The sequence below is a fragment of the Sulfuricurvum sp. genome (genome assembly GCF_030691015.1).
In the GTDB taxonomy this organism is placed as follows: Bacteria; Campylobacterota; Campylobacteria; order Campylobacterales; family Sulfurimonadaceae; genus Sulfuricurvum.
Map to the genome: position 1 here is coordinate 505,115 of NZ_JAUYFF010000001.1, position 21,212 is coordinate 526,326.

Sequence of the window (21,212 nt, forward strand, 5' to 3'; positions counted from 1 at the left end):
GTAATGACGCATAGTATTTTTCTCCGTATTACCCTCTTTTTTCTCGTCACCTTTATCGCGATGGGATTAGGTTTTGTTCTCTTGCAACAAAAACTGGCCCAAGAGTATACCCATAGATTAGAAAGTGAAGCGGGTAATATCCTTTTGGTTTTACGCAAAAGTGTCCCGCTCGCTCCCCCTATGCGCAGATCCTATTTGCAAGAGCACGGTTACAGCGTTGCCGAACCTCACCCTGATTTAATCAAAACACTCAAAAATGCCCTTACCGTTATCCCCAAAAACTATCCTGAGGAGATTAAATCCTCACTCCATGAGGGACGAATACAAATTTTGAGAGATGAGAATCATCTCTACATTTACTTAACAAAAGCCTCACCGCCTCTGTTGGTCATCAAAACTGATGCGGCAAAACAATCCCATTGGAGTGAAGCACTTTTGATCTCCTTGATAGTGGCGCTACTGCTTCTGTATTGGTTCATCATTAAAACTCTTTTTCCTCTAAAAACCATCACCCAAGGAATAGCACAGTATGGTGCATCGGGGATTTATACCCCTATGCATAGCAAAAAGAAGGATGAAATCTCTCTCGTTTCCCGCGCACTGGACAGTGCCATGGAGAAGAATCAAGCCCTGCTCGAAGCACGCAAGCTCTTTTTACGTAACATCATGCATGAGTTAAAAACTCCGATCACCGTCGGTAAACTTTCTCTTCCGTTTATAAAAAAGTCTGAAGAGAAATCGATTTTGGAGCGGGCATTTTTTCGGATGGAACACCTAATCGCAGAGCTGGTTCGCTTAGAGCAGATCACATCGGGCGCACTCGCTCCCCATCTACAAACATGCGATCCTAAAGTTCTTCTTGAGAGGGCAAAAGCGTTGCTTTTTCTACACGATGACCCCATCGATCTCTCATTAGACGGAACACTTATTGTCGCCGATTGCGAGGTCATGGTTACCGTCTTTAAAAACCTCATCGATAATGCCATTAAATACAGCTCTGAGGGGAAAGTGAGTGTTCTCCAAAAAGGAGAGAGGTTTCTTTTCTCTAATTTGGGAGAACCTTGGGGAGAGGAGTGTACGCTGGAGACATTGAGCGAACCGTTTTTGCATCATCATGAAAATACGAACAGTTTCGGATTAGGACTCTATATTATTAAATCTATCATCGATGCCCACAACTTCACCCTCAACTATCGGTATGAGAACGGGAGTCATTGCTTTGAGGTGGTATGCTTGAACCCCCTTTTATCTCTCGATTAAGACGGATTTCAAAACAAGCTCCCTTGAGAGTATTATAGACACTCAGTTTTCCTAAAAAGTGTTTTTCAATGATCGTTTTGGCCATATACAAACCGATACCCGTCCCTTGAGATTCAAATTTCGTCGTAAAATAGGGGTCAAAAATTTTATCGATAATCGATGCATCAATGCCCCCTCCCGTATCTTCGATGGCAATCGTACAGTAACGCTCATCCGTAGTACATCGGATACGGATAAGACGCTCTTCTCCACGATGGTGTTCTATCGCTTCACGCGCATTATTGACCAGATTAATCAAAACTTGCTTGAGCTCGTTAGGGTAAACCAAAACTTCTATTTCGGGATCAATTTCTCTCTCTATTGTGATCTTTTTACGAATTAACAAAGGGCCTAGCAATGCTTCGACATCATTAACCATACCATTAATGTTGACCGGAATTTGGCTGCGATCTTGTTTGAAAAAATTACGGAAATCATCGATAGTCTGTGACATATATTCAATTTGTGCTTCAGCAATCTCGATCACTTTTGTCGATTCACCCTTCCCCCCCATGGCACAGCTTAGATTGAGCCGTGTCATTGAAAGTCCTAAAATATTCAGCGGTTGACGCCACTGATGGGCAATGGATTCGAGCATAGAACCGATCTCCGCCATTTTAGCCTGTTGCATAAGAAGTTTTTCCTGCTTCCGATTTTTCTCAACCGCTTTTTCAATCTCTTCTTGGAGGCGCTGGTTAAACGTTTCAAGTTCTGTAGTACGTTGACGTACGAGCACATCCAATCGGCGATTTTTATACGCAACCAACAGAAATAATATCGCCATAAATCCGGCAATGCCCCAGACCAAATGATAATTGATCGGATCATGCTGTTCCATCGCAAGCCAACGCCCGTGTATCTCTTCATATTCTTCAGAAGTAATTGAGGCGAGAACCTTATCAGAGATGGAGGCCAACATGCCCCAGTCATTACGAAAGGCAAATGCGAGTTCATATCGAAACGGCGTCTCTCCTACCACTTTGATATTGTTAAGATTGTGTCGCTCAATCAAATAACTCGCAACACTTAATCCCTCAACGCACGCATACACATCACCGGAAGCCACTTTTTGAAGTGCTTCAAGCGACGTATCGGCCAAAACCGGAATAATGTTTGGGTAATGGGTGCGTAAAAACTCCTCACTCGCATAAGAGCGGACGACGGCCACTTTTTTTCCGCTGAGATCATTTAAATCATTGATATATCCGACCCTTGAGTTGGTAATGATGACCATTGACTGCTTTAAAAAAGGACGGCTGAATACTAAACTCTCACGTCTTTTATCCGTAACCGCTGCGCCGGAAAGCATATCAAGCTCTTTGTTTTTAACGGAGAGGAGTGAATCGCTCCAGAGCTTCCGACTGTAATCAACCTCGAAACGGACTCCCAACCGTTTTTCAAGAAGGCTCAAATACGAAGCACTAATCCCTGTATGTCTCCCTTTTTCATCTACCGATTCAATGGGAGGCCAGTTATGATCTATTCCTACACGGATCACAGGATGTGCTTTTAACCAGGCTCTCTCCTGGATACTTAGCCGTAACCCGTTATGCTTATACAGTAACGGTTCAAACGAGGGGATTGCTCTAATTACCCCCATCAGTCGATACCCCTGCGCAATCATCTCCAAACGTTCCGGATCAATCGAACCGAAAGTCGTATTGGGAAGCAATGCGAGTTCTTTAAGCACGTTCCCCTCATAAATCAAGGCATCCAGTGACTTATGCTGCGGATTATAGTTACGATAAATGATCTCCGCCGTCTCTTCGATATGATCAAATGCCCACAACCATCCGCGAATCGATGCATCATAAAATGCTTCCGCTCGTTCAGGATGCAGCGCCGTCTCTGCTTTCGTAGTAAATAGGATATCACTGTAATAATCAAACCCATGCTCTTTCGGATGGATTGCATGAGTCTCTATGCCTGCTTTTTTAAGTACATAAGGCTCATTGGATACATAGGCGAGCATCGCATCGGTTTCGCCGCGAGCTAAAGACATCGGATCAAAACTATGCGCCTGTACCTTAAAATCATGGGTACTCAATCCGACACTTCGAAACATCGTCTGCAGCTCTGCACCTTCAACAGTGTCATCTGTCAACATAATCCGCTTATTTTTTAATTCAGAAACAGTATTGATATTGGCATCTTTACGGGTAAGCAACATCATCGGCGAAGATTGGAAAACCGCCGCCATAAGAACGATCGGCGTCCCGTTAATATAATCGACAATCAACGAAGAGCGTCCGACGCCATATTGCGCCTTATTTTTTAACACCGCATTTAATGGGGGTTGCTTATTGTGCGCATCTAAAATCGTAACATCTAACCCCGCATCAGAGTAATACCCTTTGTGTTTAGCCACATAATATCCGGCAAATTGAAACTGATGTAGCCACGGGAGCTGTAGGGTCACAGACTCTTTCGACCATACCAATGTTAGAAAGAAAAGAGATAATAAGAGCAGTTTTTTCATGTTTATGAGTGTATCCAAAGAATTATATTTTCATACTTAGAACCCTTTAGGCTACACTTCGATAAAATCGCATATTATTTTTATTGCATAAGGTCTCTACGATGTCGCTCAAGCACACACTTCTTGAAATTATTTCCAAACGCCCGCTTATCATTGACGGTGCTATGGGGACTCAGCTTCAGGAGCGTGCCGACAAAATTCCTGATATCGCGTGGGAGGGGTTAGAGGGGTGTAACGAACTCCTTAATGTCACCTGCCCTGAAGTGATGAGCGATATTTTTCACGCCTACCTCACGGCAGGAGCCGATCTTATCACCACCAATACTTTCGGTTCTTTTAGCTGGGTTTTGGACGAATACGGGATCGGACACCGCTCGTACGAGCTCTCCCGTGCAGGTGCGGCGGTATGTAAAACGGAGTGTGACAAATTCTCCACACCCGAACATCCCCGATTCGTCCTCGGTTCCATCGGACCGGGAACGAAACTCCCCTCTCTAGGACACATTCACTACGATGAAATGTTTACGGGATATTTGGAGTGTTGTTTAGGACTCATCGACGGCGGATGTGATATTTTTCTTTTAGAAACCTGCCAAGACCCGCTCCAAATCAAAGCGGCACTCCATGCCTGCGAAGCGGCAAACCGTGAGCGAGGAACTGAGCTTCCTATTATGGTCTCTGTTACCATCGAGCTTGCGGGAAGTATGCTCATCGGAACCGATGCACAAACGATTGCTACCATCTTGGAGCCCTTTGACATCATCAGCCTCGGATTTAACTGCGGGACGGGACCGGAGCAATACGGCAAACATGTTCGTACCCTCTCAGAAGTGTGGGCTAAACCGATCTCCGTCCACGCCAATGCGGGGCTCCCTCAAAATCGCGGCGGTTACTCGTACTACCCGATGGGACCCGATGAGTTCGCACAACTCCAATGCGACTTTTTAAACTACGATGGAGTAAGTTTTCTCGGCGGATGTTGCGGAACGACCCCTCAACATATCCGCGCATTAGTCGACAAAGTCTCTTCTATCGCCCCGAAAAAACCAAGCGGAGCAATGAAACCCTCTATCGCATCACTCTTTAATAGTGTCGAGCTGATCCAACAACCCGCACCCCTCTTGATCGGAGAGCGCTCTAACTCAACGGGATCAAAAGCGTTTCGCGAACTCATCATCGCGAGTGATTACGAGGGGACACTCAGCGTAGGTCAGGCACAAGTGCGTGATGGCGCGCACTGCCTCGATGTCAACGTCGAGTTTGCGGGGCGTGATGGTGCCGTCGATATGGCGCATGTAATGAGACTCTACAACCAAAAAATCCCCCTCCCCCTCATGCCTGACGCGACGCGGGTCAACACGATGGAAGAGGCACTCAAATGTATCGGCGGAAAACCGATCATCAACTCGGTCAACCTCGAAGACGGTGAAGAGCGGCTCGATGCGATCTGCTCCCTCGCCAAAAAATTCGGAACGGCACTTGTTTGTCTCGTCATCGACGAAAAAGGGATGGCAAAAACGACGGCAGATAAAATGCGCATCGCCGATCGGATCTATGATCTGTGTGTCAACCGCCACGGCATCAATCCTAGAAACTTGATGTTTGATATGCTCACCTTTACGGTCGGAAGCGGTGATGTGGAGTATCGAGATGCCGCGATCCAAACCCTCGAAGCGATACGTCAACTTCACGCCAAATATCCGAACGTCGGCTCGACACTGGGGCTTTCGAACATCTCGTTCGGTCTTAGCATGAATGCCCGTGTCTTTTTGAACAGCGTCTTTTTACACCATTGTATCGAAGCGGGAATGACCTCGGTCATCATCAATGTCAAACACATCGTACCGCTTGCCAAAATGTCAGAGGAAGATCGCTCTATCTGTGAAGAGCTACTGTTCCATCCCGATGATCAGTCCCTCTTTAAATTTATCGGTCATTTCAGTGACAAAACTATTGATAACGGCAAAAACGACGAAGCCTATGAGGCGATGAGTGATGAGGAAAAAATTGCCCAACTCCTCCTCGATGGAGATAAAGAGCGGATGATTCCTTTGGTAGAAAAAGCGCGTCATACCATCAATCCCGACCGCATCGTTAATGAGATCCTCATCGATGCGATGAAAGTGGTCGGTGAGCTTTTCGGATCGGGAAAAATGCAACTGCCTTTTGTTCTGCAAAGTGCCGAGACGATGAAAACAACCGTCGATTATCTCAACCCTTATCTCTCGAAACAGGAAAAAGATACCGATACTACCCTCGTGATCGGCACCGTCAAAGGTGATGTCCACGACGTAGGAAAAAATCTTGTCGATATTATCCTCTCCAATAATGGCTTCAAGGTAATCAATATCGGGATCAAAACGGAGCTTGAAGAATATCTCGACGTTATGAAAGAGAACGATATCCACGCCATCGGTATGTCGGGATTACTTGTGAAATCGACCCAAGTAATGAAAGACAATCTCGAAATCATGGCTTCCCGTGGGATTACGACACCGGTATTGCTGGGCGGTGCGGCGCTCACCCGAAGTTTCGTCGATGACTTCTGCCGACCGATCTACGGTGGAGCAATCTTTTACTGTCGCGACGCGTTTGACGGCGTTATCGCAATGAGCCGCATCGAAAAATACAACGCCGATCCGAGCGTAGGACTTGATACCCGCCTCGGCGGCGATATGATTGAAAAACCTGCCAAAGAGGTGATCGATATTGTGATCCCTCCATATCATGAGCTAAAAATGCCAAGCGAAGTAAAAATTCCGACCCCTCCGTTTTGGGGACGGCGCGTATTGCGCAAAGAGCAGCTCGATTTTGATATGGTATGCGAATGGATCAATAAACGGAGCCTCTTTAAACTGCACTGGGGATACAAACGAGCCGGTATGCCGGTAGAAGAGTATAAAAAACTTCTAGAGACAAAAGTCTATCCGGCGTATGAGCGGATCAAACGTGAAATTGTAAAACGAGGATTGTTTGATCCTACGGTGATCTACGGATACTATCCGGTACGAAGTAGCGACCGCGAACTATTGATTTTCGATGAGAGCTGTGGATGGAATATCGATGCAAACGCTAACCGCCAAAATCTCGAAGAGGTGATCGGGAATGCCAAATATGTGTTTGAATTTCCGCGCCAGCGCAAAGCACCGCACCGCGCCCTAAGTGACTTCTTCACCCACACCCGTGATGATGTGTTGCCGCTAACGTGTGTTAGCGTAGGAGACAAATTTAGCGAGTATGAACAAGAGCTTTACGCCAATAATGAATATCTAGAATACAATCTGGTTCACGGGTTCGGGGTAGAACTTGCCGAAGCTTTAGCCGAAGTGGCACACAAACAAATCCGCCTCGATCTTAACATCGCACACAATGACGAGGGCTTTAGCTTACGTGATGTCCGTCTGAACCGTTATGCAGGGGCACGATACAGTTTTGGCTATCCCGCTTGTCCTGATTTGGAACCGAGTCGAATTATTTTTGATTTGCTCAAACCCGAAGAGTTTGGAATCACCCTCTCTGAGACATTCCAAATCCATCCTGAACAAAGTACGACGGCACTTGTCGTGCATCATAAAGAGGCGACGTATTACAATATCTAACTGGAAGAAGATTAACTTTCTCTTCCCCCCCACACCTTCTCTATCCACTCGCCCATCTTTGCTTCATACCCACTGTTTTTAAACTCGACAAACTTGAGCGGTTTTGAGAGATACTTTTGCTCTACCCATCCTCCGAAGTCATGCGGATACAAATACCCTTTATGCTGTTGACGTAATGACTCGGGAATATCGAGGATCACTCCATTTTTCACCGCACTTTGCGCCGCATTGATCGCATTGTACGCCGTATTCGATTTTGGCGAAGCGCATAGATAGATCACCGCTTGAGCGAGGATAATTCGCGATTCAGGATAGCCGATCATTTTGACACTTGTCATCGCAGAGGTGCAGAGTGTCAATGCTTGAGGATTCGCATTTCCCACATCTTCGGAAGAGAGGATCACTAGCCGTCGTGCAATAAATTCGGGCGGTTCTCCCCCCTCGATAAGGCGTGCAAGGTAATAGATCGCCGCATCGGGATCGGAGCCTCGGATACTTTTGATAAGGGCGGAAGCGAGATCGTAATGGACTCCCGCCTCAGAACTCCCCAAACTCTGTGCTGCAGGGCGAAGCGATTTGAGCAATGCGAGGGTTATCGGTTTATTCAGCGCGGTGGAAACTTCGAGAAGTTTGAGCATAGCACGTGCATCACCACCCGAGCTGGCGATCAAATACTCTCGTGCTTCCTCATCCATTTCAACCGAGGTACGGACTAACAAATCTTCTAACGCGTCAAAACCGATGGAATGGAGTTCAAACAGCAATGAGCGTGAACGCATCGCCGCAGTAAGGCTGAAATAGGGATTTTCTGTCGATGCCCCGATCACTAACACACTGTTTTTTTCCATAACGGGGAGTAACACCTCTTGCTGGTTCTTCGCGAGACGGTGCACCTCATCGATAAAAATGAGCGGTTTTGTCAAAGAGCCTTCGTATTGATCGAAAATCTTTCGCAAATTTTCGATTTTTAAAGAAGTTGCATTAAATTCATAAAAGGGGAGTCCCATTACCTCAGCGATAATCCGAGCCAGTGTCGTCTTGCCGCATCCGGGAGGGCCGTAGAAAAAAGAGTGGGTAAGATTGCCCCCCTCGCAAAGAGATCGCAAAGGTGCATCAGGTGAGCAAAGGTGATTTTGACCTACTACATCGTCAAATTTTTTCGGACGAAGCAGATAGGTAAAATCAGCCATTATTAGCCTGCAATAACTTTGATAATTACTTCACGCTCTTGACGCGGGCCGTCAAATTCACCGAAGAAAACGCCCTGCCATTTTCCGAACATCGGGCGGCCGTCATGAACGGGAATAGAGACCGAAGCCCCCATACGGGATGATTTGAGATGAGCTGCCGCATTACTGCCGACGTGCGCATAGGGAGCATCACTCGGAATGACTTTCGAGAGGGCGGAGAGAAGATCACGGCGGAGATTTTGGTCTGCATTTTCAAACAAAAAGACACTTCCTGTCGTATGGGGAGTGAAAACGACACAAATCCCCTCTTTAATGCCCGAAGTAATAACGGCCTCTTTCACTTCAGAACTGATATCCATCAGTTGTGTTTTATGACTGGTTGGGAATTTGAGTGTTTTCATTTTTTACCACCTTTTGAAAATTTAGAATCAGGCTTATATTTGTTGGTACTAAAAGGCTCATTGCTAGGCTTCGCTTTAGCTTTTGCCTTATCTTTAGTAAATGTTTTTGCCGGTTTATGTTCCGGTTTCCCCTCTGCTCTTGGGGGTTTTTTCTCATTTTTTAATTTCTGTTTTTCCGCTTTTTCAACCGCATCTAAAAACTCACGTAAATTGGAATACTCACTTCGCTCCAAAAAGCGTACTTTTCCGGTCGGGAGGTTGTTAAGCTCTATCCCGCCGAAACTAAGCCGTTTCAAATCCACGATTTCAGCACCAAAATGGGCAAAGAAACGGCGTAATTCACGGTTCTGCCCCTCTCCGATGGCGACTTTTAGGATCGAATAATCCCCTTGGTCTTTCTGCACCTGATAGGCGTAAAAAGGGGCAAAGCTCATAGGACCCGCATCTGCGTGTTCATGGGCTCCGGCACTCGCATCTTCGAGTTCCAATCCCTCTCCCATAGCGATTTTCATCCCCTCGGTTACAGGACCCTTGATCTTAATCTTATAGACCCGCTCCATCTTAGAGGTCATCAGTGCCGTTGCAACACGAGACGCATCTGTGAGAAGCAATAACCCCTCAGATGCAAAGTCGAGCCGCCCGACCGGGATATAATGGCGATACTGTTTTGCAAGAGAATCGTAAATAGTTTTACGCCCTTGAGGATCTTTTTTCGTCACCAGTTCACCGCGCGGTTTGTTATAGACAATAACGGTAAATTGGTCACTCGGAACAATCTTGTTTCCGCTAATCATGACATTGGCATTACGCTCGTCTACCTGTATCGCAGGATTGGTTTCAACTTCACCGTCAATTCGGACATAGCCATCCAAAATAGCCTGATCGGCTTCACGGCGTGAATAAGTCGAGTAGTGGGCAATATATTTATTAAGTCGCATCATGAGATACCTGCTTCCACGAGTGTATGAAGATGCAATGCACCTCTAATGAGGCCGGAGGAATCGGTCACCACCAGCAACTGAATTTTTTTGGTCTCGATCAACACCAACGCATCACTGGCCAACATCGTCGCATCGTCAATGACGAGTGGATTTTTCGTCGCGTACTCATACGCCGAAGTATCTAAAGAAAAGGTCTCACTCAAAAGAGCACGACGAATATCACCGTCACTCAAAAGACCGGATAGTCTCCCCGATCCATCGGTGAGCATAACCGTCCCCAGTCGCCCCTCGCTGAGAGTCAAAAGTGCCTCTTTAAGGGGAGTGTTTTCATTGACGATCGGTAAGTTCTCCGTGCGCATCAAATCGGACACTTTCACAAATAACCGTTTACCGAGTGCTCCGCCGGGATGAAAGGAGGCAAAATCCTCTTTTTGAAAATTCCGCGCCTTCATCAAACACACTGCCAAAGCATCTCCCAAAGCAAGGGTCACCGTCGTCGAACTGGTAGGGGCGATATCAAGCGGACATGCTTCGAGCGTGACATTAATATTGATCACCTCATCGCTGTAGCGTCCAAGTGTCGAGGCAGCGTTTCGTGTCATCCCGATCAAAGGGATATCAAAACGTTTGATATGAGGGAGGATGGAGCTGAGTTCCGGACTCTCTCCGCTGTAGCTGATGGCGAGAACCGCGTCCTCACGACCTATCATCCCCAAATCGCCGTGCAACGCTTCGGTAGGGTGGAGAAAAAAACTCGGAGTTCCAGTGGAAGCAAGCGTTGCGGCGATTTTGGCACCGATAAGCCCCGATTTTCCTACTCCGGTAATAACAAGTTTTCCTTTACACGCAAGAATGATCTCTACGGCACGAACGATCTCTTCCCCAAGTCGCTCTGAGGCCTCGCGAAGTGCGTCCGCTTCAATTTCAAGTGTGTTTTTGGCTATTGCGATATAATCGTTGTTCATAAAAGTTATTATAGCTCAATAACCCTTTAAAACTGGTGCCTGTTTATGCAAAACCTTTATCTTGACGTATCTCATCTCGATCAACGCAGTGTCACAAAATTCGCTCTCAGCGAAGAGGTGATGATGGAACATGCCGCAATGGCTATGGCACATTTAATCCGTTCACGTTTTGCTCTCGATTCCTCCGTTCTTATTGTCTGCGGCAGCGGTAATAACGGGGCTGATGGCTTAGCGCTTGCACGATTGCTCAGGGGAGAGTATCATGTAAGTATCCATATCCCTTTCGGCGCAAGTTCACCGCTGGCGCATTTACAGCGAGAACGTGTTGAAACTTTAGGATTGAAACACTCATCCCTAGAAGGGAAATATGACGTTATTGTCGACGCACTGTTCGGATCGGGTTTAAATCGCCCCCTCGGCCCTACCGCAATAGAGGTATTGGTATCGATGAACCGAATGAGCGGATTTAAAATCGCGTGCGATGTTCCCAGCGGCCTTTATGCCGACGGCACCTTTGATGAGCCTATTTTCCAAGCCGATATCACCCTCACGATGGGCTCACTGAAACGAGGTTTATTCAGTGATGCGGCCAAAGAGATCGTAGGTGAAATCATTGTGAGCGAGTTGGGAATCAATCGTAGTTACTATGAAATACCCTCATCGTGGCAGTTATTAGAACAAACCGATTTGTCTCTCCCCTACCGCGTCCACACCTCAACCAACAAAGGAAGTTACGGTCATTTAGCGGTTCTTTGCGGTGAAAAAATCGGCGCATCGGTCATCGCCGGCTCAGCAGCACTTCGCTTCGGAACGGGATTGGTCAGCCTTATCAGCAATGAAAACGTAACGATCCCCTACGAGCTGATGCAAAGCCATTCCCTCCCCTTGAGTGCTACTGCTATCGCATTGGGCATGGGGCTAGGGGTAGAGTTTTGCGATGATGAACTCTCCTCCTTGCTCGACAATACACTTCCTCTTGTTTTAGATGCCGATATTTTTTACCATCCGATGTTTGGCAAACTCTTAAAGCGTGAGAGCATTGTTCTCACCCCGCACCCAAAAGAGTTCACCCAAATATTACGTGTCTGCGGTATTGCCGATATCGATGTCACCACATTGCAAAATAGCCGATTTGCCTATGTAGAGCAATTTTGCGCGGCCTATCCTAACGCGGTGTTAGTGCTAAAAGGCGCTAACGTCATCATCGCGCAAGGAGAACAATTTTTTATCAATCCACTCGGAACCGTTGCATTGGCAAAAGGGGGCAGCGGTGATGTTCTCAGCGGCCTTATCGGGGCACTGCTGACGCAAGGATATACACCGCTCATCGCTGCACTCCAAGGCTCACTAACCCATACCCTTGCAGCACGAAAGTTTGATAAAAATAACTATGCGCTCACCCCATTTGATTTAATCGAAAGACTCACCTGTTTATGAAAAAAATTGTAGCTCTTTTCAGCGGGGAGGGAACAAACCTCGCCAACTTGATCGAAAAAATCCATCTCAAACATGCCGCTATCGTCTGTGCTATTACCAACAATCCCGACGCGGGAGGAATACTCAAAGCCAGAAATGCGGGAATTCCGGTTGAAATACTCGATCATCGCGACTATGAGAGTCGTGAAGCGTATGATGGCGCGCTGGTTGAAATGATTCAAGAATACAATCCCGATCTTGTCGTCCTCTGCGGATTTATGCGGATTCTAACCCCCGTCTTTACTTCACATATCCGCTCCATCAACCTCCATCCCGCACTCCTCCCCGCATTCAAAGGGGCACGTGCGATTGAGCGAAGCTTTGAAAGTGACGAAAAAATCTGCGGAGTCAGCGTTCATTGGGTCACAGACGAACTCGACGGCGGTGAGATAATCTTGCAAAAAAGTTTTACCAAAAATTCCTCCGATACTTTAGAAGAATTTTCGGCTAAAATTCGCGAAATTGAGCATGAAATTTTGCCTCTAAGCGTGATTAAAATTCTAAAGGATTAACCAAAATGCATACTTTACAAATCGGAAAATATACCCTAGGAAGCCGTCTTATCGTCGGAAGCGGCAAATACGACTCGTTTGAAACGACCAAAGCGGCAACACTGGCAAGCGGGTCTGAATTGATAACCGTTGCGGTGCGCCGCCTCAATATCACCAATCCCAATGAACCGAATCTTCGCGATACGTTTGCGGGGACGAACGTGAAATTTTTGCCAAATTCAGCAGGGTGTACAACAGCGGAAGAGGCGATCACCCTTTTTCGCCTCACCCGTGAAGCGACGGGAATCGACTTAATCAAACTCGAAGTGATCGGCGATACCCAAAAGACTCTCTATCCTGACGTATTAGAGACGATCAAAGCATGTGAAGTGTTAGCCAAAGACGGATTTACGATTATGGCCTATACCTCGGATGATCCGATTATGGCACGCCGTCTCGAAGATGCGGGAGCTCACGCGATTATGCCTCTTGCCGCCCCGATCGGAAGCGGTCTTGGGGTACAAAATCGTTATAACATCGTGTTTGTCCGTGAAGCGGTCAAAGTGCCGATTATTGTCGATGCAGGGATAGGATGTGCTAGTGATGCGGCGTTAGCAATGGAGTTAGGTGCGGATGGAGTTCTCACTAACACCGCGATTGCGCAAGCGCAAAATCCGATGCTGATGGCGGAAGCCATGAAGAATGCGGTAATCGCAGGAAGACTCAGTTATTTAGCAGGACGTATACCGAAACGTCCGTATGCTACGGCTTCATCTCCAGTTGATGGGATGATCCAGTTTTAGTAAAATCCCCGTGATCTTTTGGTGCTTTTCTGACTAAACAGAAAAGTACCTCAAGCCTCGATATAGTCCAAATCCTCATGAAACGTCTCACGGGTATAATAGAGTGCAATCAATGCAATCGAAAATGTTACGCCACCGACGATTGCGGCAGAGCCCAAAACTCCCATACTCTCTTTTAAAAGCATAAAACTCGACGTAATCGGAACGACCGAACCGCGAACGAAATTGGGAACCGTCGTTGCGACAGTCGCACGGATGTTGGTTCCGAACTGCTCTGCCGCCATCGTGATAAAGAGGGCCCAGTAACCACAGAACACACCCAGTAAAAAGACCGCGACATAAAACGATTGTGCCGTTGCACCTGATAGGGTGAAATAGTATAGGACACTCACGACGGAGAGTCCCATAAAAATGGTATACGCCCGTTTACGGCTTTGCATCTGTTGTGACAAATATCCGCTCGCTAAATCACCAACCGATAACCCGATATAGGTATACATCAGTGCCTGACCCGCTGTTACTTCCCCTATGATATCGAGTGCTTTGGCAAACTCAGGGGAGAACATCACCAAAACGCCGACAACATACCACAGCGGCATCCCGATCACGATCGCTTTAATGTATTTACTGAAAAGCTTCCTGTGGGTAAAGAGGGCAAAGAAGTGTCCCCTTTTAATATCATCGCTGACATGGTGCTGAAACATTTCCGATTCTCGAACACGGAAGCGTAAAATCAACAGTAAAAAGCCCAACACTCCTCCGATAATATAGGCGTTCCGCCATGCAAAATTTTCAGCGACGATATTTGCGGCAACGACTCCGAGAACACCGAATGCCGCAATACTCATGACCCCGTATCCTCGCAGCTCTTTAGGGAGGATTTCAGCCACTAGCGTCACTCCGGCGCCTAATTCACCCGCCAATCCAATGCCGGCAATAAATCGTAACAGTGCGTACTGCTCGACATTGGTCACAAAGGCATTCAACAAATTCGCCACCGAATACAGGATAATCGAGGCGAACAACACAGAGAGCCGCCCTTTTTTATCCCCGAGAATCCCCCAAAGAATTCCGCCGATCAGCATCCCTCCCATTTGGGCATTAAGGATAATCGATCCCCACAGAGTAACGCCATCTTTATCCAGCCCCAGTTCGGTCAAACTCTCAACCCGCACGACTCCGAATAAAATCAGATCGTAAATATCGACAAAATACCCCATCGCAATAACAATAACAGGGAGAGTTAAAACTTGACGCCATACCGATACTGCCATCACTCAGCCTTCGATCGTTTAGCACCGTAAAAGGCATAAATCAACATCCCGATTATAGACCAGCCGATAAATCGCAGCCACGTATCAAACGGTAATCCTGCCATCATAAAAATGATCAAGATAAAATTAAGCGGCATAAGAATCTTAAACGCAGGGACTTTAAATACCGGCTGAATAATATTTTGTCGTCGCAATACGATAATCGCTACCGCGACCATTAAATAGGCGAACAGTGTTCCGATATTAACCAATTCTGCCAACGTTTTCAGAGGAATAAGTCCCGCCATAATACTCAAAATGGCACCGCCGATAAGGGTCGCTTTGAAAGGGGTATTATATTTTGGATGAATTTCACTCAATGTTCTAGGGAGCAGCCCATCACGTGCAAGAGCGAAAAAAATACGGGTAAATCCTAGTCCCATAACTATCATAACCGTTGTAATCGTAATAACGGCTCCCAACGCAATAACATTTGCGGCAAAAGGTTCATTCACTCTATACAGAGCAAATGCAAGAGCATCTGGGACATTCAGTTCTTGATAGGGGACGATTGCGGTAAGGGTAAAACTTACGAGGATAAAAAAGACAACGCTCAAAGCCAATGAGAGCATCAATCCCAACGGGATGTTACGGGTAGGATTTTTAGTCTCTTCAGCCACTGTACTGATCGCATCAAATCCGAGATAGGCAAAAATGATCAGCGCAGCTCCATGCCAAACCCCTTCCCATCCAAAAGGTAAAAAATTCGATAGATTATTAAAATCAACATGAGGCAATCCGACAACAACAAAAACGATCAGAACCGCCAGCTTAATAAATACAATGGCCGTATTAACCTTTGCGCTCTCTTTAATTCCTATCGCGAGAAGGAGAAAGATCGCTAAAATAATCCCAAATGCACTGATATCGATATAAGTTCCCGCACTCGGATTATATGCACCGCTCAGAGCCAGTGGAATTTCGACCCCAATGCTGTTTTCTAAAAAACGGCGTAAATACCCTGACCATCCAGTTGCAACCGCAGCTGTTGCAACCCCATATTCAAGAAGCAGGTTCCATCCTACAAACCAAGCAAACACTTCCCCCAAAGAAGCAAATGTAAAACTATAGGCACTTCCGGCTACCGGGTAAGCAGAGCTAAGTTCCGCATAAATCAAAGCTGTAATACCGATCATAACCGCACCCAGCAAAAATGACAATACGATCGCAGGTCCAGCCATCGTTGCCGCTGCTTGACCCGTAATTACAAAGATCCCCGCTCCGATGACTGCACCGACACCGATAAACGTCACATCCATAAGCCCCAATTTCCGTTGAAACTCTCCGGTTGCACCGGACATATCTTTTTTACGAAAAATACCTTTCATTTCCCCTCCTCGCCTTACAACTGCAGTACACAGTACACTGCTTCTAATAAGTCTCTATTATACATTAATTTATCACGCTCTTTGTAGTTTTTAGTCTCGTCACAGACAAAAGATACCCCGATCGTTTAACATTGTTACTCTGTGCCTTGACAAAACTCATATTTTCGACTATAATTTCGCCTCACTAATTAGCTCACTTGAGTTAACTTAGATGAAGGTCGGGGCGTAGCTCAGTCTGGTTAGAGTACTTGGTTTGGGACCAAGGGGCCGGAGGTTCGAGTCCTCTCGCCCCGACCATGTTTTTTTCTTTTTTTGTATTATTTCAAACAGATTCTTTATAATAGATGGTGGGTGTAGCTCAGTCGGTTAGAGCATCAGGTTGTGGTTCTGAGGGTCGTGGGTTCGATCCCCATCACCCACCCCATTTGTTTCTGGTTTGAAACACCTTTGATACACGATGTTTTAGAAGGCGATTGTGCGTTCGTAGCTCAACTGGATAGAGTAACGGACTTCGGATCCGTAGGTTATAGGTTCGAACCCTATCGGGCGCACCATATACACTCATGCGTCCTTAGCTCAGCTGGATAGAGCAATGCCCTTCTAAGGCATCGGTCAGAGGTTCGAATCCTCTAGGGCGTACCACCTTAGACTTTTAGTGCGCGGATGTGGTGAAATTGGTAGACACGCCAGACTTAGGATCTGGTGCCGCAAGGTGTGAAGGTTCAAGTCCTTTCATCCGCACCATCGAAAAACCCCTATTATATGGGCTTCGGTATACTTCTCTTCTTCAATAAATTCATGTAATCATATCAAAATCATTGAATCACTCTATCTGTAACAATTTTAAGTATGTATTTCTTATTTTTTCATTGTTAGGAAGTATTTTTACGCTCCAAGAGGAGCATAGATTTAATTTTTAACCAACGCTTTAAAGCGAGGATCAGTAATTATTTTATTGACCAATGCTTGAACAGCTGGTAAATATGAGCGCTGCATTTCACTGCAAGCGGAGTATGCAGAAAAACTTGATTCATAATCATATCGTGACATAATTTCCATACTTTGTCCGTTTGTCGAAGTCAATTTTAATGTATGTTCCCAATACGCATTTCCTAAAACTGTACTCCCATAAACATTTTCTAGACTACCGGAAATAATAGTTTTTGCTTTAGGGTCAATCATATCCCCCATTTCAAGTTCAACAGCCAAAGCATCTTCTACATATTTAGCGAATGTCATGCCATCAGGGGTGCCTACCGGAGTTGCTAATCGACACATAACTTTCGATTCACCTTCATTTTTAGCCTTAAAGGTGGCTATATTTACGGTCGCTTTTTCTTCTTTTTGTAGATTTTTGACTGCACGTATATTTTGGGGAGAATTCGAGTAATTCGGAACTTTATTGGCACATCCTGAAAACAAAAGTAAACTGGAGATTGCCAACGACGATAAAATGAAACTTCGCATATAAACCCTTCAAATTTAATTTGAAATATTAAAATATTTCTTATATTAATTTTATCTGGATTCACTTTAACCAAAGTTTAAAAGTATTTATACACATAATTTAATTTTAAAAATTACTAGACTAAATTTTGACTACCCTCTGATATCCAGAGTCAGCCCTTTTCCACTCGTTTGCGCCGAAATCACCGCAGCATTTTCTTGAAAGCTGCTGTTGTTTTTTTGTATTTCTTTTGCATTAAAGTCTAAAACCGCATCATTGACAGAACGATTAGTCTGAAGAGCAGATTGTGCAATTTGGGTTGACTCCATTGGAGATGGAGACTGTAGGGAACTATTCACTATAACCATCTTTTTCCTTTTATAAGTTTTATAAGTACGTTGTTCCAAAAGCATTACTTGTTCCAGCCAGGTGGCAAAAGCATCCGATTTTTAAGAGAACTACATTCATCTTCGTATCGTAATTTAAAAGTGTTGCAAATCCGTTGCATGTCTGAAGAAAAGTCTATTAATTCTTCAGGTTACTCCATCGCTTCATCAAACTGATTCACTTTTTCCATAGCTGATGCGATTAACGGTTCCAATACCTCATGTTTCAAAGAGTGCTTCTGTAAAAATCTCTCGATACCTTCCGTATCAAGCATCTCAATAGCACGCACCATCCCTAGTAACTCCCCGTAAAATCCGTCTCCCTCGAAGAGTGCCCGCTCGATTTCAGGTGCAACATTCAGCCGTTTTAGTACTTCCCGATGCGGAATGTGAAATAGGAGATGAATCAACGATAACATCCCTACAAAATAAGCCGTTGCCTTTTGGGATTTTGTCGCGTTCGGGTTAATGAGGTCTAACAGCTGTGTCATCAATTCCGTTCGATTCACAACCATTAGCATTAAGGGGATCGTATTTTGACTCGAGCCTTGAGACTCCGAAAACATCAAGAGCATAATCCAATGCGCAAGAGGCTCACGACCTACCAAGGTTAAAACGTGGCGAACAGAAGAGACCGGATTTGGGAGCGAAAAAACGGCGGAATTGATAAATCGGATCAATTTTAAACTCACCATATGATTTAGCTCAAACGCTTTTACCAATTGATCGATATCTGCCTCACATTGAAGCATATTCCACAACTGAATAACAGCTTCTTGATCAATGGAAAACGAGGGGTTTTCAAGAATCTTCGGCTTAGAGATAAAATACCCTTGAAAATAGGTGAACCCTTTTGCAACACACTCGGCATGAATATCATGGGATTCTATTTTTGCCCCGATAACAATCAACCCTTGTTTTTTAAGTTCCTCAACATCTTCCTGTTTAATCCGTCTACTTCGGGTTATATCTACTTTAACAAACTCTAAATAGGGGAAAATAGGGGAAAATTTTTCTATGTTTTCAGGGGTATAGGCAAAATCGTTAAGGGCGAAACGGTACCCTTGCTCTTTGAGTTTTTTTAAATGTTCACTCAGCGCATTATCAACTACATTCTCCTCGAGTAATGCGTAAATAACTCTCTCTTTCGGAAACAATCCGAGTAGATCATGAAAAATAAACTGATCATCAATACGGATAAATCCGACCCGTTTCCCGAGAATCTGATCGATTCCGAAAGCACTTTGCAGATCGTTAATGAGGGTAGCCGTTGCATGCTCCCCATCCTTTTGCGCAGAGGAAAAAAGATCATACGCGAAAAGTGCGCCCCGTTCATTGACAATAGGTTGACGACCGATATAACTGCTTCCCATTATTCTCTTTCTTTAATTCTTCTCACTGTCAATATAAGTTTTTATAGTAACATATAATGGATAAGAAAACCGCTAAAACAAGTTTCAAACCCCTTAATGTTACAATGCTGTTTACACTAAAAAGAGAGGGAGAAGTATGCGTCTACTGATTGGTTTGTGGTTTGGATTTTTAATGCTCTGGGGAGCGGAGGGGTACAACGGTAAAAGCCTCATTATTACTCTCCCCTCACCCTCAGGAATAATCGTGACCAAAGAGAGCAATATCAGTGTTCTCTCTCACCCCGCCAATCCTCAGCAAGGCTACGCGATTCTCCCTATCGACTATTATTCCCCAATGGGGGAGAGCAACCTGACATGGAGTGCGCCGGGAAAAATACTCTCCTTTCCTATCACGATTCAAAGTGCATCGTACCCCACCGAAACACTGAGCGTTGACCCCTCTAAAGTTACTCCCCCTCCCGAAGCCCTTGAGCGGATAGAGCGCGAGCGGGCAAATGCCGAAAGAATCTATACCCATTTTACCCCCATACGCTACTGGAACAAACCGTTTATTCAGCCGCTGGATACATTTATCACCAGCGAATACGGTTCGGCACGTACCTACAACGGAAGCTTGAAAAGTTATCACGGCGGAGTCGATTTTAGAGCTCGCACCCCAATCTCCATTCAAGCTGCGAATGACGGTATCGTCGTTCTAGCCGAAGATCGCTATTATGCGGGAGGGACAATCATCATCGATCACGGTGAGGGAATGTACAGCTGTTACTTTCACCTCAGCCGATTCGACGCAAAAGTCGGTGATTATGTCAAACAAGGGGATAGTATTGCCCTCAGCGGTGCGACAGGACGTATCACCGGCCCCCATTTGCATTTTGGGATGATGGTACACGGGGTCCAGAGCGATCCGCTCGATCTTATCGCCAAAATAAATGCTTTATTTGAAACACCTAAGGAAACTTATGCCTCGATTTCTGTTTATTAGTACCCTCTTAGCAGCTACATTATCCGCTTTTTCAACGACAAACATCCAATATCTCTACGGAGAGTTTGAAGGGGAGACATTTATGGATACCCAAAGCGGCGCCAAACATACCCTAACCGCAGAGCATTATCGGACTTTGGAATACGGTGATCTTTTTATGTTTGCCGATTACGCCTACACCCACGAAGGGCTGCAATTCACCGATAAAAAAAATGACCTCTACGGTGAAATTTCTCCCCGCCTGAGCTTAGATAAAATCAGCGGCTTTTCTACTTCGTGCGGAATACTCAAAGAGAGTTACCTCTCATTTCAATACAACCGATCCGATACCTATCATGCATGGCTCTATGGTGTAGGGGCTGATTTAAATATACCGGGATTCAGTGTTTTTGGACTTAATATCTATAGAAAACATCAAAACGTCGGCGATCATACCTATCAGCTCTCATTAAACTATTATGCTCCGCTGAGTGATCGATGGCATTTCGAAGGGTTTACCGACTGGAGTGGACGTGATATTTTGAGTCAAAATCAACTGCTTTTCGATCTCTCGCAAATGATAGGAATTAAAGAGGGGAAACTCGAAGTGGGAACCGAATGGCACTATTACCATGAAAACAGTTATCACACTGATAACGATGTTTTTCAGGCAATGCTAAAATATACGTTCTAATCCTTTTTGAGGGCGGCCCAAATAAAGCCGCCGAGACCGATACCGACTACGATCACTAAAAACCCG

17 protein-coding genes and 5 tRNA genes are annotated in these 21,212 nt (G+C 45.5%); 12 read left to right on the top strand and 10 right to left on the bottom strand.

Going from position 1 to position 21,212, the window contains the following annotated elements; all coding sequences use genetic code 11:
- The first annotated feature begins 3 nt into the window (after nt 1–3).
- On the top strand, nt 4–1,260 hold the full coding sequence (locus Q8O20_RS02735; RefSeq protein ID WP_305529879.1) for an ArsS family sensor histidine kinase: 1,257 nt from the start codon (nt 4–6) through the stop codon (nt 1,258–1,260).
- Here the strand turns inward: Q8O20_RS02735 and Q8O20_RS02740 are convergent.
- Complete coding sequence (locus tag Q8O20_RS02740) at nt 1,187–3,778, bottom strand: ABC transporter substrate-binding protein (RefSeq protein ID WP_305529880.1); 2,592 nt, start codon at nt 3,776–3,778, stop codon at nt 1,187–1,189. The two genes, Q8O20_RS02735 and Q8O20_RS02740, sit on opposite strands and share 74 nt — an antisense overlap.
- A 101-nt stretch (nt 3,779–3,879) precedes the next feature.
- Between Q8O20_RS02740 and metH the strand changes: the two genes are divergently transcribed.
- Complete coding sequence (gene metH, locus Q8O20_RS02745) at nt 3,880–7,377, top strand: methionine synthase (RefSeq protein WP_305529881.1); 3,498 nt, start codon at nt 3,880–3,882, stop codon at nt 7,375–7,377.
- Nucleotides 7,378–7,388: 11 nt separating this feature from the next.
- Here the strand turns inward: metH and Q8O20_RS02750 are convergent, their stop codons facing one another.
- From Q8O20_RS02750 to Q8O20_RS02765, 4 genes are read right to left on the bottom strand one after another with little or no spacing between them, the layout of a single operon-like run.
- A complete protein-coding gene (locus tag Q8O20_RS02750) occupies nt 7,389–8,567 on the bottom strand; it encodes a replication-associated recombination protein A (protein WP_305529882.1) in 1,179 nt (392 codons plus the stop codon).
- A 2-nt stretch (nt 8,568–8,569) separates the two neighbouring features.
- Nucleotides 8,570–8,968, bottom strand: a complete 399-nt coding sequence (locus Q8O20_RS02755; protein ID WP_304742967.1) for a secondary thiamine-phosphate synthase enzyme YjbQ — start codon at nt 8,966–8,968, stop codon at nt 8,570–8,572.
- Complete coding sequence (locus Q8O20_RS02760; protein ID WP_305529883.1) at nt 8,965–9,909, bottom strand: pseudouridine synthase; 945 nt, start codon at nt 9,907–9,909, stop codon at nt 8,965–8,967. Before Q8O20_RS02760 ends, Q8O20_RS02755 begins: the two co-directional genes overlap by 4 nt.
- Complete coding sequence (locus Q8O20_RS02765) at nt 9,906–10,874, bottom strand: SIS domain-containing protein (RefSeq protein ID WP_305529884.1); 969 nt, start codon at nt 10,872–10,874, stop codon at nt 9,906–9,908. Before Q8O20_RS02765 ends, Q8O20_RS02760 begins: the two co-directional genes overlap by 4 nt.
- A gap of 45 nt (nt 10,875–10,919) precedes the next feature.
- Here Q8O20_RS02765 and Q8O20_RS02770 point away from each other — a divergent pair, with 45 nt between their 5' ends.
- From Q8O20_RS02770 to Q8O20_RS02780, 3 genes are read left to right on the top strand one after another with little or no spacing between them, the layout of a single operon-like run.
- Nucleotides 10,920–12,311 carry an NAD(P)H-hydrate dehydratase gene (locus tag Q8O20_RS02770; protein WP_305529885.1) on the top strand — a complete coding sequence of 464 codons (1,392 nt, stop codon included), beginning with the start codon at nt 10,920–10,922 and terminating at the stop codon, nt 12,309–12,311.
- Nucleotides 12,308–12,862 carry a phosphoribosylglycinamide formyltransferase gene (gene purN, locus Q8O20_RS02775; protein ID WP_305529886.1) on the top strand — a complete coding sequence of 185 codons (555 nt, stop codon included), beginning with the start codon at nt 12,308–12,310 and terminating at the stop codon, nt 12,860–12,862. Before Q8O20_RS02770 ends, purN begins: the two co-directional genes overlap by 4 nt.
- A gap of 5 nt (nt 12,863–12,867) precedes the next feature.
- Nucleotides 12,868–13,644 (top strand): thiazole synthase, encoded by a 777-nt coding sequence (locus Q8O20_RS02780; protein ID WP_015652553.1) that lies wholly within the window; start codon nt 12,868–12,870, stop codon nt 13,642–13,644.
- A 50-nt stretch (nt 13,645–13,694) separates the two neighbouring features.
- On the opposite strand, the gene Q8O20_RS02785 is transcribed toward Q8O20_RS02780, so the two are convergent.
- Together Q8O20_RS02785 and Q8O20_RS02790 are read right to left on the bottom strand one after the other, a co-directional pair.
- Nucleotides 13,695–14,918: an MFS transporter gene (locus tag Q8O20_RS02785; RefSeq protein ID WP_305529887.1), complete on the bottom strand. Its 1,224-nt coding sequence runs from the start codon at nt 14,916–14,918 to the stop codon at nt 13,695–13,697.
- Nucleotides 14,918–16,285 carry an amino acid permease gene (locus Q8O20_RS02790; RefSeq protein WP_305529888.1) on the bottom strand — a complete coding sequence of 456 codons (1,368 nt, stop codon included), beginning with the start codon at nt 16,283–16,285 and terminating at the stop codon, nt 14,918–14,920. The genes Q8O20_RS02785 and Q8O20_RS02790 overlap by 1 nt, the downstream gene beginning before the upstream one ends.
- Before the next feature lie 219 nt (nt 16,286–16,504).
- Between Q8O20_RS02790 and Q8O20_RS02795 the strand changes: the two genes are divergently transcribed.
- From Q8O20_RS02795 to Q8O20_RS02815, 5 genes are all read left to right on the top strand, one after another.
- Nucleotides 16,505–16,582: transfer RNA gene (locus tag Q8O20_RS02795), tRNA-Pro, on the top strand.
- 50 nt (nt 16,583–16,632) lie between these two features.
- A tRNA-His gene (locus Q8O20_RS02800) sits at nt 16,633–16,709 on the top strand.
- A 53-nt stretch (nt 16,710–16,762) separates the two neighbouring features.
- A tRNA-Arg gene (locus Q8O20_RS02805) sits at nt 16,763–16,839 on the top strand.
- A gap of 11 nt (nt 16,840–16,850) precedes the next feature.
- Nucleotides 16,851–16,927 (top strand) — tRNA-Arg (locus Q8O20_RS02810).
- 17 nt (nt 16,928–16,944) lie between these two features.
- A tRNA-Leu gene (locus tag Q8O20_RS02815) sits at nt 16,945–17,029 on the top strand.
- Nucleotides 17,030–17,194: 165 nt separating this feature from the next.
- Here Q8O20_RS02815 and Q8O20_RS02820 read toward each other — a convergent pair.
- From Q8O20_RS02820 to Q8O20_RS02830, 3 genes are all read right to left on the bottom strand, one after another.
- Nucleotides 17,195–17,752, bottom strand: coding sequence for a hypothetical protein (locus Q8O20_RS02820; RefSeq protein ID WP_304742983.1), 558 nt, complete (start codon nt 17,750–17,752; stop codon nt 17,195–17,197).
- Nucleotides 17,753–17,884: 132 nt separating this feature from the next.
- On the bottom strand, nt 17,885–18,091 hold the full coding sequence (locus tag Q8O20_RS02825) for a hypothetical protein (RefSeq protein WP_305529889.1): 207 nt from the start codon (nt 18,089–18,091) through the stop codon (nt 17,885–17,887).
- 179 nt (nt 18,092–18,270) lie between these two features.
- On the bottom strand, nt 18,271–19,491 hold the full coding sequence (locus Q8O20_RS02830) for an EAL and HDOD domain-containing protein (protein ID WP_305529890.1): 1,221 nt from the start codon (nt 19,489–19,491) through the stop codon (nt 18,271–18,273).
- A gap of 136 nt (nt 19,492–19,627) precedes the next feature.
- Here Q8O20_RS02830 and Q8O20_RS02835 point away from each other — a divergent pair, with 136 nt between their 5' ends.
- Both Q8O20_RS02835 and Q8O20_RS02840 read left to right on the top strand, forming a co-directional pair.
- Entirely contained in the window at nt 19,628–20,473 is an 846-nt protein-coding gene (locus Q8O20_RS02835) for a M23 family metallopeptidase (RefSeq protein WP_305529891.1), read from the top strand.
- The gene (locus Q8O20_RS02840; RefSeq protein WP_305529892.1) at nt 20,451–21,146 is read left to right on the top strand and encodes an outer membrane protein OmpK; all 696 of its coding nucleotides are present in this window, start codon (nt 20,451–20,453) and stop codon (nt 21,144–21,146) included. Before Q8O20_RS02835 ends, Q8O20_RS02840 begins: the two co-directional genes overlap by 23 nt.
- The last annotated feature ends 66 nt before the right edge of the window (nt 21,147–21,212 follow it).